The organism is Devosia sp. Root413D1 (assembly GCF_001425235.1).
Classification (GTDB): domain Bacteria; phylum Pseudomonadota; class Alphaproteobacteria; order Rhizobiales; family Devosiaceae; genus Devosia_A.
In genome coordinates, this window is the sequence record NZ_LMEA01000011.1 from 753,031 (window position 1) to 771,271 (window position 18,241).

Below are 18,241 nucleotides of genomic sequence, written 5' to 3' on the forward strand. Positions count from 1 at the left end.
GCGAGCAACTCGGACCGTCCCTAGCCGGGTCCGCGGTCTGAGGTGGCAGCGGCTCCGTCCGAGTGGGCGGGGCCGCTAGCTTTTGCGCGCACCGTCAGACAATTTCGCGGGGCTCTGTCGAATCCCGCCCGCCTGGTTCGATTAGAGGTGAACGTCCGCGCCGCCTGAGGAGAGAGCCATGACCCAGTACCTCGTCGCCATCCACCATTCCGATGATTTCGAACCGAACTCCGAGAGCGACGAAACGCGTCGCGACATCGCCGACCTCAACGTCGACATGCAGGCGGCCGGCATCGTGAGGTTCGTCGGCGGTCTCGGTCGCACCAGGGATGCCAAGGCCGTGCGCCGCAAGCCGGATGGCGGCCTGCTGGTCACGGACGGTCCCTATATCGAGACCAAGGAACACATCGGCGGCTTCTGGGTGCTGGAGCTGCCCGACATGGACGCCGCGCTGGATTGGGGCAAGCGGGCAGCGGTTGCGTGCCGGGCGCCGGTCGAGGTGCGGGCATTCGGCACGCTTGAGGAGAGGGATAAGGGGCGCTAGCTCCCCTCCCCCCGCGGCGCTACGCGTCCGCTAGGAGGAGAGGGGTTGGGGGTGGGGGTGGTGAGGGACGCTCGGTGCTGACCGCACCACCCCCTCCCTCCTTCCCTCCCCTCAATCAAAAAGCCCCGCCGAAGCGGGGCTCAGTTTTCATAGCTGTCCGAACCGCTTAGTGCAGGCGGTCGAACCAGTCGTCGACTTCGCGCTCGGCCTCTTCCTGGGCCTTGCCATAGCGTTCCTGGATCTTGCCGCTGAGCTGTTTGCGGTTGCCCTTGATGATGTCGAGGTCATTGTCGGTCAGCTTGCCCCACTGGGTCTGGACCTTGCCCTTGAACTGCTCCCAGTTGCCTTCCATCTGGTTCCAATTCATTTGCAATCTCCTTCTCGCTTACTGAGGAAACGAGCCGCCGTAACCGGTGGCCGCTACGGGACTAACGCCTCTTCGGACGAGGGGTTCCGCAAAACTCTTGCCACGAGGCGCGGCATTGGGTTTGTTGCGGCGGATGCAGAACCCCCTCTCTCCGCCCGTCGTCGAAATCTCCGATCTCCATAAGTCCTACGGTCCGCTCGAGGTGCTGAAGGGTGTTTCGCTCACCGCCCGCCAGGGCGAGGTGGTGGCGCTGATCGGCTCGTCCGGCTCGGGCAAATCCACCCTGCTCCGCTGCATCAACATGCTCGAAGTGCCCGAGAGCGGTACGGTGAAGGTCGGCGGTGAGGAGATTGCGCTCACCGGCACGCCGCCGCATCGGAAGCCCGCCGACGAGCAGCAGATCCGCCGCATCCGCTCCGAGCTCGGCATGGTGTTCCAGTCGTTCAACCTGTGGAGCCACATGACCATTCTGGGCAATGTCATGGAGGCGCCGCTCAAGGTGCAGAAGCGCGACAAGGCCGAAGTCCAGGCCGAGGCGCTGGAAATGCTGGCCAAGGTCGGCATCCGCGAGAAAGCCGGCAGCTACCCCAGCCAGCTCTCCGGCGGCCAGCAGCAGCGCGCCGCCATCGCCCGGGCGCTGTGCATCAACCCCAAGGTCATGCTGTTCGACGAGCCGACCTCGGCGCTCGACCCCGAGCTCGAAGTGGAAGTGCTGCGGGTCATCAAGCTGCTGGCCGACGAAGGCCGCACCATGATCCTCGTCACCCACGACATGCAGTTCGCCAAGACCATCGCCGACCGCGTCGTCTTCCTGCACCAGGGCAAGATCGAGGAAGAAGGCACCGCGGCCGAGGTGTTCGGCAACACCCGCTCGCCCCGCCTCAAGCAGTTCCTCAGCGCCGCCGGCCACGGGTGACTGAGACTTTTCGCCGGCCTCTCCATGATCCTCCCCCGCGTGGCGGGGGAGGATCACTGAGAGTGCGGTGCGCACCCCCGATTGCAACAATTCGCAAACGATTGACCGAACGGTAAAAAGCGCTAGCGTTGCGCTTCATGTGCCGCCCGTCGGGCGGCACAACCCAATCAGCCGGTGGTGGGACCGGCCAGAACGCCGGCCAAGACCGGCGGTGTGACAGGAGAGACTATGAACAAGCTCGTTCTGGCGGCAGCGGCGGCAGCCCTCGCCATGTTCGCGACCGGCGCCAATGCACAGGCCATCCGCATTGCCACCGAAGGCGCCTATGCGCCGTGGAACTTCCTCGACGAAGCCGGCAAGCCCGCCGGCTTCGAAATCGATCTCGGTAACGAGATCTGCAAGCGCGCCGCGCTCGAATGCGCCTTCCAGGTCAACGAGTGGGATTCGATCATCCCCAACCTCGTCGCCGGCAACTACGACCTGATCATGGCCGGCATGTCGATCACCGATGAGCGCAAGCAGTCTATCGACTTCACCGCCAACTACTTCCCGCCCGATCCGTCGCACTACATGGTGCGCACCGGCACCAAGCTCGATTTCGACGCGCTCAGCGGCAAGAATATCGGCGTGCAGGGCGGCACCATCCAGGCCGGCTACGCCGAGACCACCTTTGGCAGCACCAACACCATCAAGTCGTTCGAGACCGCCGACCAGGCGCTGGCCGACCTCAATGCCGGCAATGTCGACGTGGTGCTCGCCGACAGCTCCTATATCTCCGAGATCGTCGCCGGTTCGGGTGGCGCCATCGAGGTGGTGGGTCCCGAAGTGATGCTGGGTGGCGGCGTCGGCGCCGGCGTGCGCAAGGCCGATACCGAGCTGCGCGACAAGGTCACCGGCGTCATTGATGCAATGAAGCAGGACGGCTCGCTCGACGCGCTGATCATCAAGTGGTTCCCGGACAAGGCGCCGGGCCCGATCTTCGCCGGCGGCTGAACCCTCACATAACGGCGGGGGCGGGTTTTCCCGCCCCTGTTGCTTTACAGGACCCCTATGGTCGATCTTCTGCCGCAATGGCTCCGGGACGTCCTCGGCCAGGACGTGCTGTTCTGGCTGGGCTACTTCACCAACGGCAAGCATCTGAGCTGGTATGCGAGCGTGCAGTATACGCTGGCCGCCGGCGCCATCGGCGCGGCCGTGGCGCTGGGGCTCGGCGTGCTCTCGGCCGCCGGCCGCAACTCGCGCTTCGCCGGCTTCCGCCTGCTCGGCAAGGCCTATACCAACTCGCTGCCCGGCATCCCGGACGTGCTGTTCTTCCTGTTCTTCCCGCTGGCTTTCGAGCAGGCGGTGGAATGGATCCGCGCCCAGGCGGTGTGCACGCCGGCTGAGCTGGCGCTGGGCCGCTGGCCGCTCTGCCCGGACGCCAACCTGATCTTCGGCAGCTTCGAGTACCTGATCCTCGCCGGCGTCTCGCTCGGCATCGTTTATGGCGCCTTTGCCGGCAACGTCATCTCGGGCGCCATGAACTCGGTGCCACGTGGCCAGCTCGAGGCGGCTCGCGCCTATGGCATGAGCCCGCTGCAGGTGCTGCTGCGGGTCCATATCCGGCAGATGTGGGCCTATGCCCTGCCCGGCCTCTCCAACATCTGGATGCTGCTGATCAAGGCGACCTCGCTGCTGTCGCTGCTGCAGATCTCCGACATCGTGCTGTGGGCCGATCGGTTGGGATCGCCGAACTTCACCCGCTCGGCCGGGCTCGTCCACCCCGACTGGCGCTGGGGCTATTACCTCGTGCTGCTGATCTTCTACATCCTCCTGACCTTCCTCTCGGAAAAGCTGTTCACCGCGCTGCAGCGCTGGGCCGGACGCGGCATGGCCACGGCGGGGGCAAGCTGATGGAGCTCATCACCGCCATCGCCAACGATCTGGTGATCCTCGCCAAGCCGGCGCTGTTCAACATCTATTTCGCCGCGGCCTCGATCCCCATCGGCTTCGTGCTGGCGATCTTCGTAGCGCTCGGCAAGGGCTCGTCCAGCGGGCTGGTCTCGAGCCTCAGCCGCGGTTTCATCTACGCCTTTCGCGGCTCGCCCTTCTTCATCCAGCTGTTCATGTTCTACTCGCTGGCGCTGGCCTTCAACCTCAGTCTGTGGAAGCCGCTCGGCATCGACTGGATCGTGCTCAACCCGCTGATCCTCGGGCCGGCCGTGCTGGTGCTCAACACCACCGCCTACACCGCCAACATCCTCCACGGCGCCATGCAGAACGTGCCCAAGGGCGAGATCGAAGCGGCCCGCGCCTTCGGCATGAACCGCCTGCAGCTGTTCCGCGCCGTCACCTGGCCCAATGTCATCCGCATCGCCTGGCCGGCCTACACCAACGAAGTGGTGGTGCTGTTCCACACCACCGCCCTGGTCTACTTCACCCTGCCGGTGATCAACGACCAGAAGGACCTGATGAACAAGGCCGGCGAGCTGTTCGAAAAGGACTACAACGCCTTCCTCCACTTCCCGGTGGCGGGGCTCTATTTCCTCGGCGTCTCGATGATCATTTTCTTCGTTTTCGGGCGCGTCTATCGCCATCTCATGCGACACCTGCCGCAAGCGCCGGCGATCCGATTCTCGCCGCGCTGGATCCGGGGGTAGTTATGGCATTCGAGAGAAAGGTCGTACCGCTCAGGGGCGATACGCCCGGCGCGGTGACCGAGTTCACCTATTACGTCATCGGCCCCGGGGATGCGCCCGAGAAGGTCCACCTGCAGGCGGCTTTGCACGCCGACGAACACCCCGGCACCATGGTGCTGCATCACCTGTTGCCGATGCTGCGCCAGGCCGATGACCAGGGGCTGCTGCGCGCCCGCTTCACCGTGATGCCGCTGGTCAACCCGCTCGGCATGGCGAGTTTCTCGCTGCGGCGCCATATCGGCCGCTACGACGCCAATACCGGCATCAACTTCAACCGCCGCTGGCCCGACCTGTTCGCCGCGATCCGTTCGCAGCTGAACGGCCGGCTGTCCGACGACGAGCGCTTCAACGTCAACCTGATCCGCAAGGCCGTCGCCAACTGGATCGACGCGCAGCAGCCGCGCAGCGCCAACGAGCAGTTGCGCCTGCTGGTGTTGAAGGAGGCCCACGATGCCGAGTTCGTCTTCGATCTCCACTGCGACGACGACTCGCTGGTCCACATCTTCACCTCGCCCGAGCTGATGCCCGAACTGCAGGATCTTGCCGACTGGATTGGCGCCGCGGCGACGCTGACCGCCGCCGACAGCGGCGGCGGCTCCTTCGACGAGGTGCTTCCGCAGCTCTACCGCAAGGTGGCTTTGGCCAATCCGGGCAAGCCCGTGCCGATGGCGAGCGCCACCGCGACGCTCGAATATCGCGGCCAGGCCGACGTGTTCGATCACTTCGGCGCCGACGATGCGCGTCGGCTATGGGGTTTTCTGTGCGAGCGCAACCTGATCGACGCCGATCCGGGCGCGCGCCCTGCCCCGCTTTCGGAAGCGACGCCCTTCGATGCTACCGAGATCGTCAGGGCCGACCGCCCCGGCCTCGTCGCCTATCGCGCCGAGCTCGGCGAACGGGTCACGAAGGGCCAGCCGGTCGCCGACCTGATCGCGCTCGACGGGCCCGAAGCCTTCATGGCCCGCACCCCGATCCTTGCCGGCACCGATGGTCTGGTGCTGTCGCGCGCCATGGCCAAATATGCGCCGCGCGGCGCCGGCATCATGAAGATCGTCGGCAAGACACCGCTCAGCGGCCGCAAGGGCGCCTACCTGCTCGAGGACTAGATGATCGACCTGAGGCGCAACAACGGCGCGCTGACCCTTTATGCCACCCACCAGCAACCGCCGCGGGCCATGTGGCTCGCGGGGTCCGTTGTGGTGTCAGCGCTGCTCTATTTCATGCTCGAGCAGCAGATCCCCGATCCGACCTTTCGCCTGGTCTCGGCCGCCATCTGCATCGCCGCCCCCGTCATTGCCGCAGCGGTGCTGTATCTGAGGCCTCATACCACCAGCATCGTCACCGCCTTCGACCCCAAGACCCGCCGCATCCGCTCCGAGCAGAAACACGACCGCGGCAAGGATGTCGTGCTCGAGCTGGGCTTCGAGGAGGTCGCGGCGCTCAAGGTGGCCGAAGACCACGCCGAGCGGCCGCGTCACGACGTGCTTTGGTTGACGCTGACCGACGGGCGGAAGATTCAGTTGGCGCTGAGGTCGCGGCAATACACCGAGGGCGGCGAAGGTCAGGACCTCCGCAAGGTGGCGGCGTTCATTCGCAACGAGACGGGATTGCCTGAGGGGTAAGCCCCGCGGCCCGCAGTCTGCGCCCCCTCGCCCCTCTGGGGAGAGGGCTGGGGTGAGGGGCGCCAAGCGCACAAGACCAAGCATGGTCCGTCACCCAGCGGTGGCTCTTTCGGTGTGCTTGGCGCCCCTCACCCTGACCCTCTCCCCAGGGGGGAGAGGGGACGCACTCTGCACGGGCCGTACCCTACCCCGCCCAGGGCTGCCGGCTGCTCCGCACCGTTTCGCCGCTCCTCGCTGCCTCATGCATCAGCAGCGACAGATACTGGTCCTGCGCGCCCTCGGCATAGGGGTACGGCCCCTCACCCCGTCCGCGCGCCAACGCCCCCATCCGTTCCATCGCCACGGCGATGGCGATCTCGTCGTCCATCAGCCGGGCATTGGGGTACGGCATGGTCCACACCACCTCGTCGCCGCACAGCATCGCTTCGAGCGCGTAACCGAACAGGTTCCCGTAGCGGCCGGATTCACTGCGGGTGAAGATTTTGGTCAGCGGCTGGCCATAGACCGGCATCACCCGCGCCTCGAGGTCGGCGATCTCGCCACGGTCGCCGCGGATGACGACGCGATGCGAATGCACGGGCGAGCGGTACTGCACGTCGGTGAAATCGAACAGCCCCAGCCTGTCGCCAAAATCGAACTCGCCCAACGTCTGCTTCGTGGTGACGAAGCGTTCGCTGTCGGGCCAGCTGAAGCGGTTCGGCCCTTCGAGCGCCCGCGCCTCGAACAGCTTGCCCCGGATAACCGCCTCCTCGAAACCGATGCCGAGGAACTGCCGCATCAGGCTGACGCCATGATAGCCATGCGCCGCCGAAACGCGGGCGAGGCTGACCCGGCCGAGCCCGCCATTGGCGATCACCTGCAGCCGCGCCGCGTGCAGCGGCTGGAACAGGTATTGCTCGGCGATATGCAGCCGAAAGCCCTGCTCCACCAGCCGCCAGATCGCGATCATGGTCTCGAGGTCGAGCGCCGCCGGCGTTTCGCACAGCACCGCGAGGCCAAGCCGGTGCAGCTCGGTGAGGATGGCGAGATGCGCCTCCGCCTTGACTGACAGCACCACGAAGTCCGGGCCCGCCGCCGCCAGCTCCGCATAGCTCGCGAAGGCCGGCGCGCCCCATTGCGCCCCGAATGCCGCCGCCTTGGCGGGGTCGCGCTGCACCACGCCGACCAGTTGGAACCGCTCCGGCAGTTCGCGGGCGATGCGCGTGAAGAATTCGGCGCGCCAGCCGCCGCCGACGAGACCGAAGCGGATCGGCGCCATCAGAGGCCGAGCCCGAACTCGCGATGTGCCAGCGCCGTCATCACGCCGCGCAGCTCCGCGAGGCCCTTCAGCCGGCCGATGGTCGGGTAGCCCGGCTGGGCCCGGCGGCCGAGATCATCGAGAATGTCCTGCCCGTGGTCGGGGCGCATCGGAATCTGCGCGTCCTCGCGGCCCTCGCGCTTGCGCCGTGCTTCCTCGGTGAGGATCGCGGCGATCAGCGGCACCATGTCGGTACTCCCGGCCAGGTGCTCGTCCTCGTAGAACGACCCCGAAATGGCGTCGCTCTCGCGGCGCACGTTCCTGAGATGCAGGAAATGCACCTTCGGCCCGAACTCCTGCATCATCGCCGGCAGGTCGTTGTCGGGGCGCGCCCCGAGCGACCCCGAGCAGAAGGTCATGCCATTGGCCGGGCTGTCGACCGCATCGAGAATGTGCCGGTAGTCGGCGGCCGTCGACATGATGCGCGGCAGGCCGAGCAGCGGGAACGGCGGATCGTCCGGGTGGCAGCAGAGCCGCACCCCGACCTCCTCGGCCACCGGCACGACTTCCGAAAGGAAATCGACGAAGTGCCGGCGGAGCTGATCGGGCGAGATCCCCTGATATTCGGCGAGGTGCGCCCTGACATCATCGAGCGTCATGCTTTCGGTCGAACCGGGCAGGCCCATCGTCACGTTGCGCGACAGCTGCTGCTGCGCCGCGTCATCCATCCCGGCAAACCGGCGCGCTGCCTCGGCGACCACCTCGGGTGCAAAGCTCTCGGTCGCCCCGGCTCGCTTGAGGATGTGGATTTCGAACACCGCGAAATCGTTGATGTCGAAGCGCATGCAGGTGCCGCCATGCGCCACCTGGTAGCGCAGGTCCGTGCGGGTCCAGTCGAGCACCGGCATGAAATTGTAGCAGACGGTCCTGAGGCCCGCCGCCGCGACGTGACGGAGGCTCTGCTGGTAGTTGGCGATATGCTCGCGCCAGGCGCCCTTCTGCTTCTTGATGTCCTCGGACACCGGCAGGCTTTCGATCACGTCCCAGGCGATGCCGGAGGGCGTGCCGTCCTTGCGCTGCCTGATCTGCTGCTGGCGCTTGCCGATTTCCTCGGCGCTCCACACCACCCCGTTGGGCACGTGGTGCAGCGCCGTCACCACCCCCTCAGCGCCGGCCTGCACGATGTCATCGATGCTTGCCAGGTCCGCCGGACCGAACCAGCGCCACGTCTGCCTCATTTGGCTTCTCCAACAGCGCCAGGAGGGGGAAAGTTCTGCGACTTTTCCGCCTCGAAAGCGCGATTACTTACCGGCTTCGAACATTTCGCCGTTCAATGAAACGGCGAAATGCTCTAGCGCTTCCAACCGCGCCAACCGGTGCTAGTATGGCAGCGTTGGGGGAGTCAACATGACCATTGAACTGGAGCTGGTAAACCAGCCCGTCATCGCCGGAACGCGGCAGCTTTCGATGAGCCAGCGGGTCTACGATACGGTCCGCAATGCCATCGTGCAGCTGCAGCTCAGGCCCGGGCACCTGCTCTCGGAGGCCGAGCTCGCCCGCTATATGGGCGTGTCGCGCCAACCGGTGCGTGAGGCCTTCATCAAGCTGGCGGAAGCCGGCCTCGTCGAGGTGCGGCCGCAGCGCGGCACTTTCGTTAAGCTGATCTCGATCCGCGAGGTGCAGAACTCCCGCTTCATCCGCGAAGCTATCGAGCTGGCGGTAATCCGCAAGGCCGCCGAACGGATCAAGCCGTCGGGCATCGCCGAACTGCGCGAGCTGGTGGCCGAGCAGCGGGTGGCGCTCGCCGGCAAGCTGATCGATTTCATGCGGCTCGACGACGATTTCCACTGCGCCATCGCCGCGCATGGCGGGGTCGAGCACGCCTGGCGCCACATCGTCAGCCTCAAGGCGCAGCTCGACCGCGTCCGCTTCCTCGGCTTCCCCCAGGCCACCCCGCGCCCGCAGGTGATCGCCCAGCACACCGCCGTGGTCGACGCGCTCGAGCGCAACGACGTAGACGGCGCCGTGAGCATGATGCGCCTGCATCTCAACGAACTGGCGCCGTCACTGCCCAAGCTGGCGGAAGAACACGCGGATCTGTTTGCGGACGAGTGAGGGCTTGGACGGTGTGTTAGAGGACCGTGGAGGGCACTAACGTGCCCCCTCATCCGGTGTCATCCCAGCGAAAGCTGGGACCCAACTCACCGCCCGCACCAGCTGATAGATGGTTCCCAGCTTTCGCTGGGATGACACCGAGTTGGTGGAGCGTTCGCTGATCACCCAGACCGCTGCTCTCGCTCCCCTCCCCCTCAATCCATCGCCGCTTCCAGCAGCTGCCGATAGTCCTCGGCCGTCGCCAGGCGCGGGTTGGTCGCGTGGCTGTGGTCAGCCAGCGCCCGCTCGATCACCCAGTCGAAGTGATCTTCGCGCACCCCGAGCCCGCGTAGCCCCTCGGGGATGCCGAGACGGCGGTTGAGCGTATCGAGTTCGCGCGCCAGGTCCGCGGCCGGCGGGAAGCCCATCGCGGCCTTCAGCCGCCCCAGCTTCTCGCCGATCTCCGGGCCGTTGAAGCGCAGCACCGGCGGCATCAGGATGGCGTTGAGCGTGCCGTGGTGCAGGGAAACATCCTTGAGGCCGCCCAGCGCGTGGCTCAGCGCATGCACCGCGCCCAGCCCCTTCTGGAAGGCGAGCCCGCCCATCAGGGCGCCCATCATCATCTCCGAGCGGGCCGTGGCGTTGCGACCATCGCGACAGGCGGTTTCGAGATGCCGCCAGATCCGCCCTGCCCCATCCAGTGCAATCGCCTCGGCCGGCGGGTTGACCCGCGGCGAGCAGAGCGTCTCGATGCAATGGCTGAGCGCATCGAGCCCGGTGGCGGCGGTCAGGACCGCCGGCAGGCCATAGGTCAGCGCCGGGTCGCAGATCGCCCGCTTCGGGATCAAGTACGGCGAGATGAAACCGAGCTTTCGCCCATCGTCGAGCGTCAGCAGCGCCGCCCGCCCGACTTCGGCACCGGTGCCCGCCGTGGTCGGCACCGCGATCAGCGGCGCCACCTTGGCGCCGATCCGTTCGAGCCCGCCATAGATCATCGCATATTGTTCGAGCGGCCCGGGGTGGGTGGCGAGCAGTGCCACCCCCTTGGCGAGATCGATCGGCGAGCCGCCGCCGATGGCGACGATCCCGTCGCAGCCTTCGCCCCGATATTGTTCGAGCGCCGCGATCACCGCCCCCTCGGTGGGGTTGGGTGGGGTATCGAGGAACACCGGTGTCTCGGCCGGCAGACGCGCCAGCGCCTCGGCCACCAGCCCCGCCGCGAGGATGCCGCGATCGGCGACCAGCAGCGGCCGGTTGAGCCGGAACTCCTCCACCGTTTCGGCAAGGGTTGAGAGGGCGCCCGCGCCGAACTCGATGCTCGTGAGGTAGTTTATCCGTGCCATCAGCCTATCCGTTCGCCAGTTCGATCAATGTGTCTGCGTGACAGGGCGTCCCCGCCTTGCACCAGCAGGCAAGGTTATATCCCCTGAGTTCAGCCCGGATGACAGCCCGCTCCGGCGGCGCCCCCGGCGACAAAGCCGGATCGAGCGTGCCAGTGAGCCACTGCCCGCAAAGCTCCACCGCCTTGGCCTGCGCTGCCGCATGGTCGAGCCCATAGCGCTTCGCCGTGTCGTCGATGGTGAACGGGTTGCCCCACCGCCCCGGCCGGGTGATCAGCTTCGCCGGCAAGCCGTTGAGCGCCTGCGAAATCACCTGGAGGTTGAAGCCGGCCTGGCGCGACAGCTGCAGGCGTTGTGGGCGAGCCATCAGCGTAGCTCCTTGTCGTAGACGAATTTCGGCATTTCGAGCTTCCACACGATCGCCGCGACGCGCACCGCAAAGCCGATGGCGATGGTACCCAGCACCAGCATATCGTGTGGCACCTCCATGGCGCGGCCCAGATAGTAGAGCGTACCCGAAATGATGGCGACGGTGGCGTAGAGCTCGGACGAGAACACCAGCGGCACCTCGTTGCAGAGGATATCGCGCATGATGCCGCCGGCAATGCCGGTGATCATCCCCGCCACCACCACGATGATCGGCTGCTGGCCCATTTCCAGCGCCACATTGCAGCCGATGATGGTGAAGGCGGCGAGCCCCAGCGCATCGAGCAGCAGGAACGGCCAGCGCAGCGCCGCCATGTAACGGGCCAGCGCAATGGTGATAAACGCCGCGGCGCAGCAGATGATCAGCAGATACGGGTTCTCGACCCAGATCAGCGGGTAATGCCCCAGCACCAGGTCGCGCGCCGTGCCGCCGCCCAGCGCCGTGACGCAGGCCAGCACGCAGACGCCGAACCAATCCATCTTGCGGCGCCCCGCCGCCAGCGCGGCGGTCATCGCTTCAGCGGTGATCGCGACATAAAAGATGATCTGCAGCAGCATGACGTCCCCCGCGGTTGCCCTGAAGGGCTTCCCACGGAGGACACTAGAGCAGACGAATCGCCCCGTGGGCTAGTTGGCCTTCGGGGTGAGATCGGCGGTTGACTGGATGGTGATGATCTTCACGTCGAATTCGGCGCAGGCGTCATCCTTGCAGATGCCGTTCAGCCAGACCTGCCCATTGCCGTACATGACACCATCGGCATTGACGAACAGCGCTTCCCACTGCTGCGTCAGGATCGCGTCCTTGATGTCGCCAGTGATGATCGTCTCGTACTCGGTCTCGAACTGAGCGGCATCGTTGATGGTCAGCGCCTTGCCGCCGACGCTGACGGTAATCGGGTAGGACACCCACTCGGCCACCCCGGCGGCGTTGTCGTCGGCGACCGCCTGGTGAATGGCGTCGAACGCGGTGTGATAGGGCGCCGCATCGCCGAGGTCGGTGGTGATGGCGTCATCGACTTCGGCCCCGGTCTGCGCCATGGCGGGCAGCGCCCCGAGCAAGCCGGCGAACAGGGCAGCGGCGACTAGCTTCAGCATTCTCGTAACTCCTGTTGGAAACGGGTGGTCCGCCAAACCATTGATAGCGCACAGTATCATCAGTCGAACAGACCGCAGGATATTGAGGATGCGAAAACCCCAGAGCATGAAGGGCCTCGAGGAACTGGGCCGGGTGCGGCTCAGCCAGAACTTCTTCATGCGCGACTTCCTCTATTCGGAGATCGCCAGTTTCTATGGTATCCCCAATATTCCCGATGATCCCGACCTCGCCATCGCAGCCGGCAAACGCCTCTGCGAGGCGTGCCTCGAACCGCTGCTGGCGCGCTTCGGCCGCATCTCGATCCGCTCGGCCTATCGCTCGCCCGCGGTCAACCAGTTCGGCAACGAGCATGACCTCAATTGCGGGCGCAACGAGACCAATTTCGGCGGCCATATCTGGGACCGCCGCGACGCCCTGGGCGGCATCGGCGCCACCGCCTGCATCATCGTCCATGCGCTGATCCCATACTACGAGGCCACCGGCCGCTGGGAAGCGCTCGGCTGGTGGATCCACGACCACCTGCCCTATGACGAACTCGAGTTCTTCCCCAAATTCGCCGCGGTCAACGTCAACTGGCGCGAACACCCCAAGCGCCGCATCCACTCCTTCATCCCACCCCGTCGCGGCGTGCTGACCAAGCCGGGGATGGCGAATTTCGAGGGGCGGCACGAGGCCGAATATGCGGAGTGGCTGGCGGGGTTGTGAGGGATCACCGGCGGGGCCACATCGCCCCCCTTACGGGGGAATTTATCCGGAGATTCTCGAACCCTCCTCCTCCCCCGGCCGTCATCCCGGCGAATGCCGGGACCCAGTGCTCCGACTTCTCAACGCGCGCGATCCCTCCGACCTTGCCGTGAAAGACCGGAGCGGTCCGTGCTCGCCCCACCCTCCGAGCGGTGGGTCCCGGCGTTCGCCGGGATGACGGCCGGTGGGTCATGCCCGATCCTGCTGATGGGTAAGTGACAACCCTCCCCGCTCCCGCTACCCCTATGCGCCGAGGAGGAACCACCCCAATGACCACGCATCGCTTTGTTGCCACCGAGTGGCACAATGTGCTGGGCACGCGCCCCCCTGCCTTCACCATCGCCTCGGGCGATATCGTGATCACCGAGACGCTCGATGCCTGGGGCTTCGATAAGGATGGGGTGCAGCGCCAGCCCGGGCCGAACCCGATGAATGGGCCGATCTTCATCGAGGGCGCCGCGCCGGGTGACGCGCTGAAGGTCGAAATCCTCCGCATGACACCGAACCGCGCCACCGGTTGGACCCGCTCGTCGCTGGCGGGGAACGTCGTCGATCCGGAATCGGTGCGCGACCTGCCCTCGCGCGAGACCGTCACCTGGTCGATCGACCGGCAGGCCGGCACCGCCCAGCTGCAGCCGCCGGTCAAGGGGCTCGAGCATTTCGTGCTGCCGCTCGAGCCGATGATCGGCTGCTTCGGCGTGGCGCCGAGCCTCGGCCAGGCCTTTTCCACCGCCACCAGCGCCGAGAATGGCGGCAACATGGATTATCGCGGCTTCGGCCCGGGCGCGACGGTTTGGTTCCCGGTGGCGGTCGACGGCGCGCTGTTCTTTCTCGGCGATTGCCACGCCGTGCAGGGCGATGGCGAGATCGTCGGCACCGGCATCGAGACCAGCTACGAGGTCGAAGTGCGGCTGACCGTCGAAAAGGGCCGGAAGCTGGTGTGGCCGCGCGGCGAGAGCGCTACCGAAATCTTCTCGGTCGGCAATGCCCGGCCGCTCGACCAGGCGCTGCAGCACGCCACCAATGACATGTTCAACTGGCTCTGCACCGAGTACGGGCTCAGTAAGACCGCCGCCAGCCACCTGATGGGCCAGGTGGTGCGCTACGAGGTCGGCAACGTCTACGACCCCGCCTACACCATGGTGTGCAAGATCCCCAAGCAGTGGCTGCCGCCCAAGTAACCGCTGGAGGCGGCAATGGCTGAGCGCATCGCGCTGGGAATGATCGGCTGCGGCTTCTTCGCGCAGAACCATCTCCATGCCTGGCAGGACCTCAAACCCGAAGGCGTCGATATCGTCGCCGTCTGCGATGTCGATGCCGAGCGGGCCCGCGCCGCCGCCGAGCGCTTCGGCGTGCCCCGCTGGTACACCGATGCTGCTGTGATGTTCCGCGCCGAGCAGCTCGGGCTGGTCGATATCGCAACGCAGATGCAGAGCCACCTGCCGCTGGTGAAACTGGCGCTGAGCCACCAGGTGCCGACCGTCATCCAGAAGCCGTTCGGCCAGGATATTGCTGAGGTGCGTGAAATGGTGGCGGCTGCGAAGGCCGCCAACATCTTCCTCGCCGTACACGAGAACTTCCGCTTCCAGAAGCCGCTGCGCCGTATCGCCGAAATCGTCCGCTCCGGCGCCATCGGCACGCCGACCTGGGCGCGCGTCAGCTTCCGTACCGGCTACGACATCTATGCCGGCCAGCCCTATCTCGCCGAACAGCAGCGTTTCGTACTGATCGACCTGGGCGTCCACGTGCTCGATGTGGCGCGGGTGCTGCTCGGCGAGGTCGAGCATTCGACCGCCGAGTTGCAGCGTCGCAACCCCAAGGCCAAGGGCGAGGACACCGCCACCATGCTGCTGCGCCACAGCTCCGGCGGCGTCTCGGTGGTCGAGTGCACCTATGGCTCGCGCCGCCTGCCCGACAGTTTCCCCGAAACGCTGATCGAGGTGGAGGGCGACAAAGGCGCCATCGTCTCGCGCATCGGCAACAAGGTCGAAGTCACCATCAATGGCCGGATGGAAGTGCTCGACGAGGGCCCGGAAGTGCTGCCCTGGGCCGAGCGACCCTGGCATGTGGCGCAGGAAAGCGTGCTCGCCACCAACCGCCATATGCTCGAAGCCCTGCGCGCCGGCCGCCCAGCCGCTACCAGCGCCGAGGACAACCTCAAGACCTTCGCTCTGGTGGAAGCCGCCTATCTCGCCGCCGGCAAGGTGAAGCCCGAGGCATGAAAGCGCCGGCGCTCGACCGTATCGCCATCATCTCCGATATCCACGGCAACCTGCCGGCGCTCGGGGCGGTGCTGGCCGACATCGAGGCGCGCGGCATCACGCGGATCTACGGGCTCGGCGACCTCGCCGGCAAGGGGCCCAGCGGCGCCGAAGTGATCGACATTTCGCGCCGGGTCTGCGTCACAACCGTCAAGGGCAACTGGGATGCCGGGCTGGCCGATGGTGACGCAGATGCCATCTCCATCTGGCATCGCCGGCAATTGGGCCCCGAGCGACTCGCTTACCTCCGCGACCTGCCGGAAACGCTCGATTTTCGCCTCAGCGGCCGAAGTGTGCGGCTGTTCCACGCCTCGGCGCGCGGCATCAACCATCGGGTGCGCCAGTATGACAGCCGCGACGACCACCTCCAGATGTTCGACAACACCGACTTCACCGGCCACGGGCCGCTGCCCGACATCGTCGGCTATGGCGACGTCCACACTGCCTATGTGAAGACCTTCGCGCATAAATGCCTGTTCAACGCCGGCAGCGTCGGCAACCCGCTCGACGTCCCTCTTGCCTGCTACGCCATTCTCGAGGGTCGCTTCGACGGCGCCGAGCCGGCGCCTTGGACGGTCAGCCTCGCTCGCCTGCCCTACGATATCGAGGCCTCCATCCGGCAGGCCGAGATCTCGGGCATGCCCGACCTCGAGTACTACATCAATGAGCTGCGCACCGCCCGCTATCGCGGCCTGACCCCGAAACCGCTCAAGGTACCCGGCTGAGGCAAGTGGCTGCCGACTGAGAGTTCAGCGGACACAAAACCCCTCCCTCCCCCTTGTGGGGAGGGTAGCGTAGCTAGGGCCAACGGCCCCGTAGCGAAGCTGGGTTGGGGGTAGGCCCAGCTCCCCTACCCCCCGATCTTGCCGCCCAGCTCATCCTCAATGTGGATCCGGATGATCTCGTCAAAGCTCTGCTCGGCCTTGAACCCCAACCCAATCGCCCGCTTGGCGTCGAAATTGCGCGGCCAGCCCGCCACCATCGAGATGATCTTGGGGTCCGGCACATCCTTGATCAGGTTCACCGCCTTGTCGCCGGCCACCCGGCGCAGCGCCTCGATCTCCTCGCCCACCGTGGTCGAGAGCCCCGGCACCGAAAGGGTCCGGCGCCAGCCGAGCTTCGTCGTATCGAGCTCGGCGGCATGGGTCAGGAAACCGATCGCGGCGCGTGGGCTGGCGAACCAGTGGCGCACGTCCTTCGACACCGGCAGCACCGCCTCCTGCCCAACCAGCGGCTCGCGCAGGATATTGGAGAAGAACCCCGAGGCTGCCGCATTGGGCTTACCCGGCCGGATGGTGATGGTGGGCAGCCGAATGCCGACGCCGTCGACAAAGCCCTTGCGGGAATAGTCGTTGAGCAGGAGTTCGCAGATCGCCTTCTGCGTGCCGTAGCTGGTGAGCGGGGTGTTGAAGAACTCGTCGCCGATGGCTTCCGGGAACGGCGCGCCGAACACTGCGATCGACGAGGTGAAGACGAGGCGCGGCAGGTATGGCGCCTTGAGCCCTTCCTGGCGGATGGCTTCGAGCAGGAACCGCATGCCATCCATGTTGATGCGATAGCCCTTGTCGAAATCCGCCTCGGCCTCGCCCGAAACGATCGCCGCGAGGTGGAAGATCAGGTCGGGACGCGAGGCGATCAGCTTGCTCGCTTCACCCGGCAAGGAGACGTCGGAGACCACCGTCGCCACGTCGCCGTTGAAATCGATCTTCGCCGGCTCGACCACGTCGGTGAGCGTGAACTTGCTGATGGCCTTGCCGCCCACCTGCCCCGACTTGAGCAGCGCAGACGTAAGCTTGCGGCCGATCATGCCGGCCGCCCCGATGATCAGGATATGCATGGAGTCTCCTCGGATTTTTGCCGGGAGATTAGCGGCTGAGCCGCGAGGTGCAAGCGATGCTTTGGGTGGAAGCATCCTTTCGAGCGGGCTGCCCCACCCCACCCTTAATCCCTCCCCATCATGGGGACGACAAGTGGTCGCCCCGAGGGGAGGGTAGCGCAGCTAGGCGGAGCCGTAGCGGAGCTGGGTGGGGTGGGCCACAAGCCCCGGCCCCTCAACACACGGTATTCAGCCGCTCCACACACACCCGCACCACCTCGTCTCCCGGCCGCTTCCACCAGTTGTCGCGGCTGAAGATCTCGACTTCCTGCGGACCGTGGTAGCCGGCGGCCTCGATCATGGCGCGGATAGCGGGGAGATCGATGACGCCGTCGCCCATCATGCCGCGATCGAGCAGCATGTCGGTGGTCCGCACCAGCCAGTCGCAGATGTGGTGGGCAAAGATTCGCCCTTCGCGTCCGGCCCGGGCGATGGCGGCGGCAAGGTTGGGGTCCCACCAGACGTGATAGACGTCGATGGCGACGCCGACCCCCTCACCCAGTTCGGCCGCGATGTCGAGCGCCTGGTCGATGGTGTTCACGCACGCCCGGTCGGCCGCATACATCGGGTGCAGCGGCTCGATGGCGAGCGGCACGCCGGCGGCGCGAGCATGCGGCAGCATCGCCGCGATGCCGTCCGTCACCATCTGCCGGGCCCCCGGCAGGTCGCGCGACGAGCCGGGCAAGCCGCCCACCACCAGCACCAGGCAATCGGCGCCGAGCGCCGCCGCCTCGTCGATGGCGCGGAGGTTGTCGTCGATATTGGCCTGCCGCCCCGCGGCGGTTTCCGCCGGAAACATACCACCGCGACAGAGCCCGGTGACGCGCAGGCCATTGGCCCTGACGATGCTGGCGGCCTCAGTGAGCCCGACAGCGGCCACCTGATCGCGCCACGGCGAAATGGCGGTGACGCCATGCCGGAGACAATCGTCGACCATCTGCGCAAAGCTTGAACCGTTGCGCAGGGTCGCGAGGTTCATGGAGAGTTGCTGGGCCATCAGAAGGGCAAAGCCGATAGAGACGGCCCCCTCCCGGCCTCCC

21 protein-coding genes are annotated in these 18,241 nt (G+C 66.3%); 12 read left to right on the plus strand and 9 right to left on the minus strand.

Annotation, left to right across the window (positions count from 1 at the left end; genetic code table 11):
• The first annotated feature begins 178 nt into the window (after window positions 1–178).
• Window positions 179–544, plus strand: coding sequence for a YciI family protein (locus tag ASC89_RS21025; protein WP_056001425.1), 366 nt, complete (start codon window positions 179–181; stop codon window positions 542–544).
• 166 nt (window positions 545–710) lie between these two features.
• On the opposite strand, the gene ASC89_RS21030 is transcribed toward ASC89_RS21025, so the two are convergent.
• On the minus strand, window positions 711–911 hold the full coding sequence (locus tag ASC89_RS21030; RefSeq protein WP_055881100.1) for a CsbD family protein: 201 nt from the start codon (window positions 909–911) through the stop codon (window positions 711–713).
• Between the two features lie 133 nt (window positions 912–1,044).
• On the opposite strand from ASC89_RS21030, the gene ASC89_RS21035 reads away from it, so the two are divergent.
• From ASC89_RS21035 to ASC89_RS21060, 6 genes are all read left to right on the plus strand, one after another.
• Entirely contained in the window at window positions 1,045–1,827 is a 783-nt protein-coding gene (locus ASC89_RS21035) for an ABC transporter ATP-binding protein (protein WP_056001431.1), read from the plus strand.
• A gap of 228 nt (window positions 1,828–2,055) precedes the next feature.
• On the plus strand, window positions 2,056–2,820 hold the full coding sequence (locus tag ASC89_RS21040; protein ID WP_055881105.1) for a transporter substrate-binding domain-containing protein: 765 nt from the start codon (window positions 2,056–2,058) through the stop codon (window positions 2,818–2,820).
• 57 nt (window positions 2,821–2,877) lie between these two features.
• Window positions 2,878–3,720, plus strand: coding sequence for an ABC transporter permease subunit (locus tag ASC89_RS21045; RefSeq protein WP_055881107.1), 843 nt, complete (start codon window positions 2,878–2,880; stop codon window positions 3,718–3,720).
• A complete protein-coding gene (locus ASC89_RS21050; protein WP_055881110.1) occupies window positions 3,720–4,466 on the plus strand; it encodes an ABC transporter permease subunit in 747 nt (248 codons plus the stop codon). Before ASC89_RS21045 ends, ASC89_RS21050 begins: the two co-directional genes overlap by 1 nt.
• 2 nt (window positions 4,467–4,468) lie before the next feature.
• Window positions 4,469–5,611 (plus strand): succinylglutamate desuccinylase/aspartoacylase family protein, encoded by a 1,143-nt coding sequence (locus ASC89_RS21055; RefSeq protein WP_056001434.1) that lies wholly within the window; start codon window positions 4,469–4,471, stop codon window positions 5,609–5,611.
• The gene (locus ASC89_RS21060) at window positions 5,612–6,127 is read left to right on the plus strand and encodes a hypothetical protein (protein ID WP_056001437.1); all 516 of its coding nucleotides are present in this window, start codon (window positions 5,612–5,614) and stop codon (window positions 6,125–6,127) included.
• A gap of 184 nt (window positions 6,128–6,311) precedes the next feature.
• Here ASC89_RS21060 and ASC89_RS21065 read toward each other — a convergent pair whose 3' ends face one another.
• Window positions 6,312–7,385 (minus strand): Gfo/Idh/MocA family protein, encoded by a 1,074-nt coding sequence (locus tag ASC89_RS21065; protein WP_055881118.1) that lies wholly within the window; start codon window positions 7,383–7,385, stop codon window positions 6,312–6,314.
• On the minus strand, window positions 7,385–8,602 hold the full coding sequence (gene uxuA, locus ASC89_RS21070) for a mannonate dehydratase (protein WP_056001440.1): 1,218 nt from the start codon (window positions 8,600–8,602) through the stop codon (window positions 7,385–7,387). The genes ASC89_RS21065 and uxuA overlap by 1 nt, the downstream gene beginning before the upstream one ends.
• Window positions 8,603–8,771: 169 nt before the next feature.
• Here uxuA and ASC89_RS21075 point away from each other — a divergent pair, with 169 nt between their 5' ends.
• Entirely contained in the window at window positions 8,772–9,479 is a 708-nt protein-coding gene (locus ASC89_RS21075) for a GntR family transcriptional regulator (RefSeq protein WP_055881123.1), read from the plus strand.
• Between the two features lie 194 nt (window positions 9,480–9,673).
• On the opposite strand, the gene ASC89_RS21080 is transcribed toward ASC89_RS21075, so the two are convergent.
• From ASC89_RS21080 to ASC89_RS21095, 4 genes are all read right to left on the minus strand, one after another.
• On the minus strand, window positions 9,674–10,801 hold the full coding sequence (locus tag ASC89_RS21080; RefSeq protein WP_056001443.1) for an iron-containing alcohol dehydrogenase: 1,128 nt from the start codon (window positions 10,799–10,801) through the stop codon (window positions 9,674–9,676).
• 4 nt (window positions 10,802–10,805) lie between these two features.
• Window positions 10,806–11,165: a DUF4326 domain-containing protein gene (locus ASC89_RS21085; protein ID WP_056001446.1), complete on the minus strand. Its 360-nt coding sequence runs from the start codon at window positions 11,163–11,165 to the stop codon at window positions 10,806–10,808.
• The gene (locus tag ASC89_RS21090) at window positions 11,165–11,782 is read right to left on the minus strand and encodes a trimeric intracellular cation channel family protein (protein WP_055881132.1); all 618 of its coding nucleotides are present in this window, start codon (window positions 11,780–11,782) and stop codon (window positions 11,165–11,167) included. Before ASC89_RS21090 ends, ASC89_RS21085 begins: the two co-directional genes overlap by 1 nt.
• Before the next feature lie 69 nt (window positions 11,783–11,851).
• Entirely contained in the window at window positions 11,852–12,319 is a 468-nt protein-coding gene (locus tag ASC89_RS21095; protein WP_056001449.1) for a hypothetical protein, read from the minus strand.
• Between the two features lie 88 nt (window positions 12,320–12,407).
• Between ASC89_RS21095 and ASC89_RS21100 the strand changes: the two genes are divergently transcribed.
• The 4 genes from ASC89_RS21100 (at window position 12,408) to ASC89_RS21115 (ending at window position 16,050) form a co-directional block, all read left to right on the plus strand.
• On the plus strand, window positions 12,408–13,025 hold the full coding sequence (locus ASC89_RS21100; RefSeq protein ID WP_056001452.1) for a hypothetical protein: 618 nt from the start codon (window positions 12,408–12,410) through the stop codon (window positions 13,023–13,025).
• Window positions 13,026–13,333: 308 nt separating this feature from the next.
• A complete protein-coding gene (locus tag ASC89_RS21105) occupies window positions 13,334–14,245 on the plus strand; it encodes an acetamidase/formamidase family protein (protein ID WP_056001455.1) in 912 nt (303 codons plus the stop codon).
• Window positions 14,246–14,260: 15 nt separating this feature from the next.
• Window positions 14,261–15,286 carry a Gfo/Idh/MocA family protein gene (locus ASC89_RS21110; RefSeq protein WP_056001457.1) on the plus strand — a complete coding sequence of 342 codons (1,026 nt, stop codon included), beginning with the start codon at window positions 14,261–14,263 and terminating at the stop codon, window positions 15,284–15,286.
• Window positions 15,283–16,050 carry a metallophosphoesterase gene (locus ASC89_RS21115; RefSeq protein ID WP_056001460.1) on the plus strand — a complete coding sequence of 256 codons (768 nt, stop codon included), beginning with the start codon at window positions 15,283–15,285 and terminating at the stop codon, window positions 16,048–16,050. The genes ASC89_RS21110 and ASC89_RS21115 overlap by 4 nt, the downstream gene beginning before the upstream one ends.
• A gap of 125 nt (window positions 16,051–16,175) precedes the next feature.
• On the opposite strand, the gene denD is transcribed toward ASC89_RS21115, so the two are convergent.
• Window positions 16,176–17,162, minus strand: coding sequence for a D-erythronate dehydrogenase (gene denD, locus ASC89_RS21120; protein WP_056001463.1), 987 nt, complete (start codon window positions 17,160–17,162; stop codon window positions 16,176–16,178).
• Between the two features lie 214 nt (window positions 17,163–17,376).
• Window positions 17,377–18,198, minus strand: coding sequence for a sugar phosphate isomerase/epimerase (locus tag ASC89_RS21125; protein ID WP_056001466.1), 822 nt, complete (start codon window positions 18,196–18,198; stop codon window positions 17,377–17,379).
• Window positions 18,199–18,241 lie beyond the last annotated feature (43 nt).